Annotated in this window: 10 protein-coding genes and 2 tRNA genes; 4 read left to right on the top strand and 8 right to left on the bottom strand. The window is 44.4% G+C overall.

The genetic code is table 11. The features are described from left to right. Positions 1-13: 13 nt before the first annotated feature. Complete coding sequence (gene thpR / locus K9W43_08490) at positions 14-577, top strand: RNA 2',3'-cyclic phosphodiesterase (GenBank protein ID MCF2137264.1); 564 nt, start codon at positions 14-16, stop codon at positions 575-577. 43 nt (positions 578-620) lie between these two features. Here thpR and K9W43_08495 read toward each other — a convergent pair. Then, a tRNA-Pro gene (locus K9W43_08495) sits at positions 621-728 on the bottom strand. 95 nt (positions 729-823) lie between these two features. Between K9W43_08495 and K9W43_08500 the strand changes: the two genes are divergently transcribed. Further along, positions 824-1,876, top strand: a complete 1,053-nt coding sequence (locus K9W43_08500) for a histone deacetylase (GenBank protein ID MCF2137265.1) — start codon at positions 824-826, stop codon at positions 1,874-1,876. A gap of 26 nt (positions 1,877-1,902) precedes the next feature. Here the strand turns inward: K9W43_08500 and K9W43_08505 are convergent, their stop codons facing one another. The 3 genes from K9W43_08505 to K9W43_08515 form a co-directional block, all read right to left on the bottom strand. Further along, entirely contained in the window at positions 1,903-4,143 is a 2,241-nt protein-coding gene (locus tag K9W43_08505) for a DEAD/DEAH box helicase (GenBank protein ID MCF2137266.1), read from the bottom strand. A gap of 29 nt (positions 4,144-4,172) precedes the next feature. Beyond that, the gene (locus K9W43_08510; GenBank protein ID MCF2137267.1) at positions 4,173-6,239 is read right to left on the bottom strand and encodes a minichromosome maintenance protein MCM; all 2,067 of its coding nucleotides are present in this window, start codon (positions 6,237-6,239) and stop codon (positions 4,173-4,175) included. 84 nt (positions 6,240-6,323) lie between these two features. Then, entirely contained in the window at positions 6,324-6,914 is a 591-nt protein-coding gene (locus tag K9W43_08515; GenBank protein MCF2137268.1) for a hypothetical protein, read from the bottom strand. A gap of 368 nt (positions 6,915-7,282) precedes the next feature. Here K9W43_08515 and K9W43_08520 point away from each other — a divergent pair, with 368 nt between their 5' ends. Further along, complete coding sequence (locus K9W43_08520) at positions 7,283-8,221, top strand: replication factor C small subunit (protein ID MCF2137269.1); 939 nt, start codon at positions 7,283-7,285, stop codon at positions 8,219-8,221. A 10-nt stretch (positions 8,222-8,231) separates the two neighbouring features. Further along, positions 8,232-9,452: a replication factor C large subunit gene (locus K9W43_08525; protein ID MCF2137270.1), complete on the top strand. Its 1,221-nt coding sequence runs from the start codon at positions 8,232-8,234 to the stop codon at positions 9,450-9,452. On the opposite strand, the gene truA is transcribed toward K9W43_08525, so the two are convergent. The 4 genes from truA to K9W43_08545 all read right to left on the bottom strand — a co-directional run bounded on the left by truA (position 9,406) and on the right by K9W43_08545 (position 12,075). After that, positions 9,406-10,230: a tRNA pseudouridine(38-40) synthase TruA gene (gene truA, locus K9W43_08530; GenBank protein MCF2137271.1), complete on the bottom strand. Its 825-nt coding sequence runs from the start codon at positions 10,228-10,230 to the stop codon at positions 9,406-9,408. The genes K9W43_08525 and truA overlap by 47 nt on opposite strands. 22 nt (positions 10,231-10,252) lie before the next feature. Then, positions 10,253-10,537: a winged helix-turn-helix domain-containing protein gene (locus tag K9W43_08535; GenBank protein MCF2137272.1), complete on the bottom strand. Its 285-nt coding sequence runs from the start codon at positions 10,535-10,537 to the stop codon at positions 10,253-10,255. Continuing rightward, complete coding sequence (locus K9W43_08540) at positions 10,537-11,754, bottom strand: ORC1-type DNA replication protein (GenBank protein MCF2137273.1); 1,218 nt, start codon at positions 11,752-11,754, stop codon at positions 10,537-10,539. The genes K9W43_08535 and K9W43_08540 overlap by 1 nt, the downstream gene beginning before the upstream one ends. Before the next feature lie 223 nt (positions 11,755-11,977). After that, positions 11,978-12,075, bottom strand: a tRNA-Gly gene (locus K9W43_08545). Between the last annotated feature and the right edge of the window lie 23 nt (positions 12,076-12,098).

Consider the following 12,098-nt stretch of genomic DNA (forward strand, 5'->3'; position numbering starts at 1 on the left):
AGGTGGAAATATAATGAGTACAATGGTTCGAGCCTTTCTTAGTATAGATATTGAAGATCCTGCACTCGTATCAAGAATTGCACATATACAACAAAAAATCGATAGAGAAGCTGTAAAGATTAAGATGGTTGAACAAGAAAATATACATTTTACGCTCAGATTTTTAGGGGACACTTCAACTGCCAAAATTGAACAGATTAGGGAACAGATGCAAGAGGTCACGTTTTCACCCTTTACCATTAGAATTGAGGGAGTCGGAGCGTTTCCGAGCATACAACGACCAAGAGTCATATGGGTTGGAACAACGGAAAATCAAGACCGCCTACGTGCATTAAAGGAACGAGTTGATGAGGCACTGGGCAATCTCGCATATCCAATAGATCGCAAGTTTAAGGCACATGCCACGATAGCCAGAGTCCGTTCAGTATTTAATAGAGCGAGAATGATCACCAATCTTGAGATGCTTAAGGATGAGTCCATAGGAACGATGACTGTGACCAGTTTTAGGATGAAAAAAAGCACACTCACTCCAAAGGGCCCAATCTATGAAACACTCTGGGAAGTTCCTGCAATATGATGAATGTACTAAGACCAAACAAATGAAAAATCTAAAGACAATATGGTGGGCCGGGGGAGACTTGAACTCCCGGTCTCTTGCAGCCTGGATCCCTAGCTAGTATGCCGGGAATACCCCAAGCAAGAATCATACCAAGCTAGACTACCGACCCATATCTAATTCGGGATGTGAAATAAAGATAAAGCTTGCCGTTTTGTGCAGTGATAATGCTCAATAGACATGGTATATACTATTTTAATGAGGAAGATGACAACTGACTTGATCTATCACGAGAGTTTCATTCAACATGTAATGTCCAGCGGGCATCCTGAACGGCCAGAGCGACTAGTTCGAGCATTAGAAGAGGTGAAACGGTCCAGATTGCTCGACAAAAAGGTACGTATGGTCGAGGCAATTCCTGCGGATTTATCAGAAATTTATCCGTTACATAGTATGCAGTATATCCGCGCATTGAAAGAAAAATCCGAGCGGGGTGGAGGATATTACACGGTGGATACGAGTGTCAATGAGCACACTTACACTGCAGCAATCCATGCCGCAGGTGGAGGGATTCTGGCGGTGGACAGAATACTACAGGGAGAGAGTGATAACGCATTTGTCTTATGTAGACCACCCGGCCATCATGCTGAATACGAGCGAGCTTTTGGATTTTGCTTCATAAACAATATTGCTGTAGCTGCGAACCACCTTCTCACCAAACATAAAATCAGGAGAATAATGATCGTAGATTATGATGCGCATCATGGGAATGGAACACAAGACATGTTTTATGACACGGACAAAGTCTTGTACATAGGGCTCCATCAAGATGGGCGGACATTATTTCCAGGAAGTGGATTTGTGGATGAAAAAGGCGTGGGGGAAGGAGAGGACTATACAGCAAATGTACCTATGTATCCGGGTGCAGGAGGTAAATCGTATGACCTTGCCTTCACCGAGATCGTGGAACCGCTCGCAGAAATCTACAGACCCGAGTTCATTCTGGTATCGGCGGGTTATGACTGCCATCAGGATGATCCTTTAACAATGCTGGGGCTTACACTTGAGGACATAGACATGATGAATCGGAGGCTTGTTGATCTCTCGAAAAGGTACTCTAAAGGCCATATTGCAATGTTCTTAGAAGGAGGATATAATTTGAATGCTGTTTCACTAGGCACTAGGATAACTCTAGAAGCGTTAGCTGGATCTGATTCAATAATTCCTGAGGAGCCTCAGACAGAGAGCGATATTTGCATTTCACAGGTATCTGCAACAGTCAAAGACCTGAAAAAACAGATTCGGTCGCTTTTACAATAGTAATTGTGTGCATATCGAGTGGAAGATCATTTTGAGTCAGGTTCAAAATCATCTAAAAGCATCTGAATTGGAGTGTCATCATCAATCAATACTTCGTCAACAGACGCATCAGAGGCAATGCCATCACCCAATTGCGCTTTGATTGCTGAAGCAACTGTATCCCCAATTGTGGGGACACGAGCAATTTCTTCAATTCGACCAGCATACAAGTCATCTATGGTCTTGAACCCATATTGATACAGCATACGCCCACGGACACGACCAATGCCTTTCAAGTTTACGAGTTCTATAATATCCTGTTTGACCCCGTGTTTCAGACGTGTCTGGAGCTCTTTAAGAGGCGCAATATAGTGATTTGCACCACACACGCGCGCAATTTCTGAGGCGGAATAGGCCAACCATTCAGCAGTCTGGATAAAGCGATGAACATCCCCCATGCCGATACCATATCTTTCAGTAATCTCACGTTCGCCCCTCTCAGAGATCCAGTCCAGTAATATTCGTGCAGTCTTGATCTCACCCAGGAAACTAACATATTCGTTGGGTTCGTCCCAAGTGTCAGGAGAATCAATTAGCAAGTCATCAATGTGCTCCTCCACAAAATAATCATAATCTTCGAGTTCTCTCCTCTGAACATATGTGACTGGTTGATCCGGAGAGTGGCAAATCAGGTGCAATAAGCCTAGTAATGAAGGGGTTTCTGAAGATTCCAAAACAGACAGCACATCACGAAATAGAATAGCCGTTTTGGGAGAGATGTACAATCGTGAAACCCTTGAACCAAATGCGGTTGGGGCATAGGCACCCAGAGAGTCAAAAGTAATGAGATCGCCTGCCTGTAGGAATTCAAGGGCATGATCAATCTGCTGGGTAATAGTACTAAGAGAGAATTGCTGCCCAAAGAACGTTGCCGATATCAATCGGTCGATGCCTTCACGAGTTAAAGTAACACCTGTAGCGATAGATGCCAAGAGATGAAATTGCAATGCACTAGGAGCGGCCAGTTTCGATTTAATTGCCTCGGGTTCTGCAAGTACATAATTATCTAAGAGCATATCTCGTTCTTCAAATGACTTGGCAACAAGTATAGCTTCGCCATGATCATCATACTTGGGGCGTCCAGCTCGTCCAGCCATCTGTTTATATTCAAGAACAGGAATGGGATAATTCCCGCGACTTGACTCGTAACGTCGATAATCACGAATGATCGTTCTTCGCGCGGGAAGATTGACACCAGCAGCAAGAGTCGGGGTGGCAACAATCACCTTCAGCAAATTTTGCTTAAAACTATCTTCAACAAGAGATCGCTCTCGATTCGTCAGACCTGCATGGTGAAATGCAACTCCCGATTTGACCAATTCTGACAGGATGCGAGACGCCTCAGGAGCAGAGGGGGTTCGAGCAATCCGTTTGGCCACAGTATCAAGTTTTTGCAGAGTTTCTGCATCAAGTGTTGCACGTACAACTCTAGTCAACGTCTTCCCCACAGCCACAGTAGAACGACGACTTGATACAAACACTAAGACTTGCCCTTGGTCCCTGAGCGTGTCTGCAACAAGGTCTTTGACAGGATTAGAATATCTACAATCAATCGTTGTGCTACTACCATCTGCAAAATGAATTACACCATCGAGTAGAACACCCTCTGCAAGGGGAACCGGTCTCCATTCGCTCTTAACAAGCTCTGCATCCAGCCATTGAGCTATCTCATCCGCATTCGATATTGTTGCACTTAGTGCAATAATCTGAACCGAGGGTAAGAGTTGACGAATCTTCGCCAAGACCATTTCCAAGGTGGGCCCACGATGTTCATCATTGACCAAGTGAACCTCATCCACGACAACAACACTTACAGAGGACAACCAAGGGGGACTATGCCGTATCAGTGAGTCTGCACGTTCGGTGGTCAGTACAATAATGTCCGAATCGGCAAACTCTGTGCTGGTGCTATCATAATCCCCAATTGATAAAGAAGCAACGACTCCAAGAGAAGAATATTTTTTGAACTCAACATATTTTTCCCGTGCCAACGAGCGAAGCGGAGCAAGATACAACGCCTTTCCTCGACCCTCAGATATAGCCTTTAACATCGAGACTTCAGATACAAGGGTCTTACCTGCACTGGTAGGGATTGCCAGTACAAGATTTTGGCCTTCCAGTACTCTCGTCTTGAAGGCAGTCACTTGCGGTGGAAACAGAGTTTCAATACCGTGACGCTGTATAATGGCAATCAACCGCTTGTCGATTGGTACTTCATTAATATGCATAATTGCCCACCAGACTATTCGAGAGAGACCTAGGTCTGAGCACGCTTGAGCTTCCCTTCACGCGGATTGAAGAGAATACCCTCAGCCAATAATTTCTCAATCGTTTCTGCAACACGTTCACGAGGAATACCAGTGGCTGTGACTCTCTGAATTAACGCTTCTTCACTCACTGTAGATGTTCCCTCAGATTCAAACTCTCTCATAGCCTTGAGAATCACATCCGAGAGATTACGCTGAGTCGCACTCATTTTTGATACTAGTCGATCGATATCGATCTTGCCAGTCACTCGATCAAGAGCAACCATTCGTAACGACTGTTCCATCAAGTGAACAGAAGCCTCTGCATCTGCACGTGTGACCTTAGGACGTAAGGCCATCCGTGCTCTTGCCTCAGCAAGACGCACCAGTGATTCAAGCTGTCGAGCAGTTATTGGTACAGGAGATGCACCATCTTCAGCCGTCTTACGCAAATCAACATAAAAATTCTCGATGACTTCTGCTGCCTCAGCTGTCAGAATTGGATTTTCACGAGAAGCATAAGCTATGTATTTTTTCAGAAAATCGGGATGAACTGTAGCCACTTCATCGTGGATGGGAGTCTTCTGTCGTTGATGCATGCCAAGAATGAATTGAGCAAGTTCTCGGTCTTTTTGCGACTCGACAGTATCCACAAGTATCCAAATGAGATCAAATCGTGACAAGATCGTAAAAGGCAACTTGATATTATCTTGCACAGAGAGAGAGGGCTCGTAACGGCCAAGAGTTGGATTTGCAGCGGCTAGTATTGATGTACGGGCATTAAGCGTTGCAACAATTCCGGCTTTTGCAATACTCACAGTATGTTGTTCCATTGCCTCATGAATGGCCGTTCGATCATTTGGGTCCATTTTATCAAATTCATCAATGCACGCAATACCTTGATCCGCAAGTACAAGAGCACCAGCCTCAAGAGTCATAGCTCCAGTATCGACATCTCTCACAACTGCGGCTGTAAGTCCCGCGGCGGTAGTTCCTTTGCCGGATGTGTAGAGACCACGTTGAGCAAGACGCGATACAAATTTGAGAATCTGACTCTTCCCTGTCCCGGGATCTCCAATGACTAGAATATTTGATCTGCCACGAAGTCTAGTTCCATCAGGTAATGTTTTTCCAACACCACCAAAGAGAAGAAGCGCTATTGATTCTTTGATAAGTTCATGCCCATGAATAGAGGGTGCAATTGAGGCGTAAATGCGTTCATGAACATAAGGGTCGTCTGCAAGTTCTCGGATCTGACGTTCTTCTTCCTCAGTGATATCAAGTTCTTCAAATTCTTTCTCACCAATTTCGATACCATTGGCTTCTACAAAGACGTTAAAGGTCGCCAGCCGTCCGCCTCTACGTGAGAAATCAGGGGCCGTTCGGAGAATCCCTGTGATCTTCACCAAATCTCCCGGACGGGATAAATCAACAATATCCCCTTCAAGAATTACGTCTACAGAACGCGGCATCTGCCCTGGTGGGAGCTCCTCGGGCGACTCTTGTATTCGAACCTTTTGCCAATCAATAAATTGAGATTTTTCCGGAAGAAGCTTGATTGGAGTCTTCTTTTGGCACGTATCACATTGAAGAGGTTCTGTATATCGACCTTCTTCTTGCGCTTGGGGAATCTCCGTCCCACAGACACGACATTGAAAAACTGCTTCTACAAGGAGGGGTTTGACTTCACTTGCACGCATCATAATACCACTGATGTGAATTAGACGCCCTATATGCCGTGATCGTATTGTGCGGAGGGGGACATGCTCGGGATAATTGACAATTCTAAATTTAATAGCAGTACGATCAACAGAGTCTACATAATCAGGGTCTTCAAGCTCTAGAATTGAGAGTAGAGCATTATTTGCAGTCTTCAAGAACCCACTAGGATCTTTTGCTGAAATCTCCATAAAGACGTTATCAAAGTTTACAAGATCTTGAAAGTCAACTGTCAACGAGAGTACTTGATCAAGTGACATTGTCTGTATCCGAGGGAGATAGACCAAATGCCCAGTTTCGTCCTTATACGAACGGAGAAAATCTTCAAGACGTTCTTGCAAGTCCTCATCAACAAACATGGTAATCCAACCTCTGATCAAATACTGAAATCAATGTGATACTAATATTGCACATGACCAAAAATAACTGGCAATCCTTTGTATTTAAGGGGCTTCCTCGCCCAGGTCGAGTTCATCCAGCACTGCGGCCTTCCAGCGGGTCAGCATTGCGGAGAGCTCATCACAGAGCCACTTTTCTTCAACAGTCATACGACGAGCCATATCTTGAGTAATACCCGCATTTGCAATCCGAAGAATCTTAGAGAGACGCGTATTCCGCAAGAAACTGGCAACTTTCCGGATTTTCTCTATCTCGTCATACGTTCGCGGATCAATTGAGGTGCGATCGCCCATTAATCTTCGAATTTTTTGGGTCAAAGCAATATACAGGTATTTTGAAGGGAGAGGACCATGAAGACCGCGTGGCTGCCCTCGTTCTTTATTGAAGAAATTCTGAATTCGGTGTACAGAGTCATAAGCATCCTCGGGAGACAGTTCAACAACCCCTTGAATAAGGAGGGTATCTAAGACCCAATTAGGCAAGTCCGCCTGAGACCCCGCCTTAAAGGGGCCATACGATTGACCTCCGGCCTCAAATTGAGGCGTACTCTGGAGGAACACGCAAGATCGAGACTCATTAAGAAATTCCATTCTAAAACGAAACAGGGGGCTTGTAACTTCATCATACTGATACATGGGCAATCAGGTAGAGATGAAGGGGCGTTGCGATAAAATCATTGTCATCTAATGCCGATACCACAGGAAAATAAGTTGAGACCATTGCAGACAGGGTCTCAATTGGCGCTTAAATACTATCGAGCACGACATTCGAATGAGGCAAAACTAATACAGTACGAGGCCACAATCAGAACTTTGGGAAGTTTACAAAACAATGTCATCCCACAAAATTCCAATTGCCAAATACATTGTAGTCAATCTCTGTATTCCAAGTAGCTTCACCAAAATTGAATCGAACATGACAAACAATTAAATCGAACTAATCTCGAAAGATGTTACTGGCTTCATACCCATATAACTAACGAACGGTGAATCATAAAATGGAAATGGATCTCTGGACAGAAAAATATAGGCCACAGACTTTGGGAGAAATTGTCGGGCAAGATAATGTGATCAATAGTCTCAAACATTTTGTTGAACGGGGTCGTGTTCCACATTGCCTGTTCAGTGGACCCCCGGGGACTAGCAAGACAACAGCAGCAATGGCCATGGCGCGGGATCTCTTCAAGGAGTCATTTGATGACAATTTCATGGAACTAAATGCAAGTGATGAGAGAGGGATAGATGTGGTCAGGAATCAGGTCAAGCAGTTTGCACGATCCATTCCTGCAGGTGGTGCACCGTTCAAAATTTTAGTACTGGATGAAGCAGATCATTTAACTGCCGACGCTCAACATGCACTCAGAAGAACTATGGAGGCTTATGCATCCTCCTGTCGAATGATTTTAATATGTAATTATTCTAGCCGAATAATCCCCCCAATTCAATCACGATGTGCTATTTTTCGCTTTTCTAGGTTAGAAGAAAAAGCAATATCAGAAAGAATAGAATATATTGCAAAACGCGAAAAGGTGGAGATTGAGCCCTCAGGAATTCAAGCGATATTGTATCTGGCGGAGGGCGATATGCGTGCAGCGATCAATCTACTGCAGGCTGCAGCTTCGTCTACGAAAAAAGTCAACGAGGAAAACGTTTTTGCAATAGCAGGAAGAGCAAACCCACGCATCATCAAAGAGATACTGGCACTTGCAACCAGTGGAAAATACAAAGAAACTCTAGATATGATGAGAGACCTTCTATATCATGAGGGAATTTCGCCTCTGGATTTAACACGTCAACTTCACAAAGAGTTAGCAACATTCGAGAATAGTCATAGAGTGGAGATTCTTGAGAGAACGGCGGAAACTGAATTTAGAATTACAGAGGGCGCTAATGGAGAGGTACAATTGACGGCACTCATGGCATATCTCAGTACAAAAGAGTGAGGGCCATACTATGAAAACAGCACCTTGGCCAGAAAAATACAGACCGATCACCGCAAGTCAAATCGTGGGTAATGAAGAAGCACGAACTCAACTGACCACTTGGATAAAATCATGGTTGCAAGGGATACCTTCACGTCGAGCAGTACTGCTTTTAGGACCACCCGGTGTCGGAAAAACTACAACAATCTATGCCTTGGCTAACGATTTGAATATGGAGCTAGTAGAGTTTAACGCAAGTGATAGACGCAATAAGGAAATTATAGAAAGAGTCGTGTGGCGATCTGCCACTCAAGAAACTCTGGATGGCCGGAAACGAATCATATTACTTGAAGAGGTTGATGGGTTGTCGGGCACTGGGGACAGAGGCGGCTCAGGGGCAATTGCCAAGATAATACGAGAGACAATTCACCCCTTGGTCATGACCGCAAATGACCCAACTAGCCCTCGTCTTAAAGATTTGGAAAAAATCAGTCGCATTATAACATTTGAACAGATTTCGTTCGACAACATTCTTACAGTCTTGAAACGCATTTTAAAGGACACAGGCGCAGAAGTCGATGAGGAACTTGTTGCAAGAATAGCAGATAGGGCAAATGGCGATCTGCGAGGGGCAATTGCTGATCTTGAAACCATTATAGAGGGAGAGATGGATAAAGAGGGGATCATAGGCGGACGAAACTCACGAGTCTCCATCGAACATACACTAAAACGAATCTTCATGACGACCGATCCCACAGTGGTTAGACAGGTCCTTAACGAGGCCGATAGCGATCAGGATGAACTTTTACTCTGGTTAGAAGAAAACCTTCATCTTCACTTAACAGACCCAACCGAACTTGCAAAGGGGTATGAAGCATTATCTTTGGCCGATCAAGTATTGGGAAGGATTATGAATAGACAAAACTGGAAGCTCCTATCCTATTTTTATGACTATATCGCAATGGCGTTAGCACCTAGTCGAATAAAAACACCATTTAGATTAGTAAAATACAAACGACCAAGCTGGCCATTGATTGTGTGGAAGGGAACACGGGCATTAGACAAAAAAGCCCCACTACTTTCGAGCCTATCAGAATTTACAGCGGTCTCAAGATATCGAATTCCAAGAATATATACACCGTACATTGAACAGATGTGCGAACGTGATCAGAGTAATTTAACCAAGATGGCAAAATGGCTTGGAATTAAACCGGACGCAATTGCTCCTCGGCCTCAGCGGAAAGCGAAGTGAGTGCGACCAGAAACCTTCTGAAAAAGTTAAGGCGTCCATTAATTATTTTTTGCATCCGCCGGACACCATATTTGTCAAGAATAAAATGAAAGGGAACAACGGACTCCATCAGAAAGAGGGCCTCCGGAGGGGCGGGGCGAATACCACTTGCAAGACGCGCCTTTGCGTGTACAATATTATTGACAGCATCTAAGTCTATTTGATGACGCCCAACGAGGAGTAGCAGGGAAGCTATATTTCGCACAAGTTTCCAGAGAAAGCTTGTGCCATGTACTTCGATTTTTAGGGACGTCTCGGTCGGAATGACTGCAACATTAAGAAGAGTTGTCGTTGTAGGGCGAAGACCATCACGCTTTGATAGAAATTTAAAGTCATGAACCCCCACTAGAAGCTGTGAGGCTTTTTGCATAAGAGAAATGTCAAAATCATCATTGTGAGGGAGATAATATCGATAATATCTCGATAGAACGTCATGTCTTGGATTAAACTCATTGTGAATCTTACAAAATGCCCAGAGACCCATATCAGGTGGAAGATGTTTGTTTATGCCCATTACACTAAATGGCATATCGGTATTGATCATCACAACCTGCCCAATGCTATGAACTCCACGATCAGTCCTGCCAGAAAGTCGAACCGTCTTAGTGTCATGGGGTTCGCCACTCCAACGAGAGATTGCCGAGATTAATTCGCCCTGGACGGTACGAAGGCCCGGTTGTACCTGTGAGCCATGGAATCCATCCCCAAAATAAAAGAGACGCGCTAAGAATGCAGTCAACTCTGAATCACCAATCGAAAGATTAGGACTCCCATAAATCCAACAAAGCCCTGAAAGAACGTGCACGCAAGTCTTCAATTTTATAGCGATATATCTTAATCCGCCCGAAGATCTTCTCTTCTACTAAACCTGATTGAACAAGAACGGAAAGATGTGATTTTGTAGTACTGTGATTTAGACCAACACGCCGACAAATCTCGGAGATGTTCAATTCTTCTGAAAAAGCTAATTCCTTGAGAATCTTAATTCGCCCACGAGAAGAGAGCATATCTTCAATAGAAATTCGAGCAGCTGGCGACGATTCCATTACACCACCCCTGATTTAGATTCTATTAATTGCTGAAGAAAACGCTCAAGCATTTCAGCAGGAACATCGGATAAGCCAACTAGAGTGGTCTGACCCCTAAGACCAACTCCAGAGCGTTTGGCATCAATTAAACCATGAGCGGCTAAATCTTGTACCCACTCCCATACTTGAGTATGGGAACGAGGCTCCTCACCATATTCCTCACAAATTGAATGGTACATATCTTCAATAGTGCCGGTCATAACATAAGCATCACGACTCTCTTTGAGAAGACGAGCTGCGGCTAGAAGCAGCAGACGATTATGTAATGGAAGTGTAGCAAAGACTTCCTTTCTTAATTCGGGGTGCGTATCAGCTTTGGCTTGGCGAACATAATCAGGAATCACAACTGAGGCGCCCTCCCTATCAGCTTGCTTCCCCGCACGCCATAGAAGCTCAATTGCATAACGTGCATCTCCCCGTTCTGCTGCAATATCACAGATAAGCTGAATAGTTTCATTCATAACTGCGGATTCTACAAATGCTTGATCAACACGCTCTTTGAGAATATCATAGAGTTGACTAGAACTATATTTGCTGAAGTGCAGTATGTTTTGTTGGAGCGTACTTAGAGTGCTCCGATCGAGCATAGTTGCAAGAGGGATATCACGACCGACTCCAATTACTGCAAGACGCTGTGGAGCATTTAAGCGGTCATCCATTAATCTTGTAAGATCATATAATATGTCAGGCCCTGCATGACGAATAAAATAATCAAGTTCGTCAAGTATTAGCAGCAAATATCTGTCTTCGGCATCCAAGACTTCTACTAAAATCTGAAGTATTTCATGTGGTGAATGTCCGCGCCTAGGAAAGCTTGGTTTGAATTCACGTAGCATTCGAAGATAGACAAGATAGATGCTTTTATTCACACGACAATTAATATGAAGACTGTGTAAGCGAATTCCGCGACGTTGCGCAACCTTAACGAGCTGATCAGCAAAACGCTTAGTCACGGCCGTCTTCCCTGTACCCACAGGACCTTCAATGATAAGACGTGGACTTGTTGACCCAGGAGATTTAATCAGCGTCTTAAAACTTCGTGCAAGAACACGCTGCTCGTCTTCACGATGCGGTAAGCTTTCAGGCACATAATCAATAGATAGTACCTGCTCTCTCTTGAAGACACTATCACGACTTAGCTCGTCTTCTACAAAGTCAATGAACTTGTCTGTCATTCCGAGAACCAATTCAAGAGAGCATTATGTGCTTAAAAGTATTATCGGTTTGTTCGTTTAACAGAACGAGAGAGGCAGAGGTGGCCGAAAGTATTGGTGGCGAGCTCAAAACTCAAGATCCAAATCACGGCCTAAGGGCTCATCGGGGTCATTGCTGTCATCACTCGCCAAGAAAATAAGTACAATTTTCCGCTAAAATAGATAACTCTTTGAAGAGGAGAGATGGTGCGGCCGCCGGGATTTGAAGTCCCGCGAACTCGTGTTCGTCTCGGGTTGGAAGCTTGGGAGGCTTCCGTCCTAACCATGCTAGACCACGGCCGCTCAGCATTGATGCAGAGAGAGTA

This window comes from Candidatus Thorarchaeota archaeon (assembly GCA_021498125.1).
Taxonomy (GTDB): Archaea; Asgardarchaeota; Thorarchaeia; order Thorarchaeales; family Thorarchaeaceae; genus B65-G9.

What these genes read in the sequence shown, in the direction of transcription:
- K9W43_08520 (MCF2137269.1), top strand. Translation starts at nt 7,283, where the DNA reads ATGGATCTCTGGACAGAAAAATATAGGCCACAGACTTTGGGAGAAATT.
- thpR (MCF2137264.1), top strand. Translation starts at nt 14, where the DNA reads ATGAGTACAATGGTTCGAGCCTTTCTTAGTATAGATATTGAAGATCCT.
- K9W43_08535 (MCF2137272.1), bottom strand. Translation starts at nt 10,537, where the DNA reads ATGGAATCGTCGCCAGCTGCTCGAATTTCTATTGAAGATATGCTCTCT.
- K9W43_08540 (MCF2137273.1), bottom strand. Translation starts at nt 11,754, where the DNA reads ATGACAGACAAGTTCATTGACTTTGTAGAAGACGAGCTAAGTCGTGAT.
- K9W43_08510 (MCF2137267.1), bottom strand. Translation starts at nt 6,239, where the DNA reads ATGTTTGTTGATGAGGACTTGCAAGAACGTCTTGAAGATTTTCTCCGT.
- K9W43_08505 (MCF2137266.1), bottom strand. Translation starts at nt 4,143, where the DNA reads ATGCATATTAATGAAGTACCAATCGACAAGCGGTTGATTGCCATTATA.
- K9W43_08515 (MCF2137268.1), bottom strand. Translation starts at nt 6,914, where the DNA reads ATGTATCAGTATGATGAAGTTACAAGCCCCCTGTTTCGTTTTAGAATG.
- K9W43_08525 (MCF2137270.1), top strand. Translation starts at nt 8,232, where the DNA reads ATGAAAACAGCACCTTGGCCAGAAAAATACAGACCGATCACCGCAAGT.
- K9W43_08500 (MCF2137265.1), top strand. Translation starts at nt 824, where the DNA reads ATGACAACTGACTTGATCTATCACGAGAGTTTCATTCAACATGTAATG.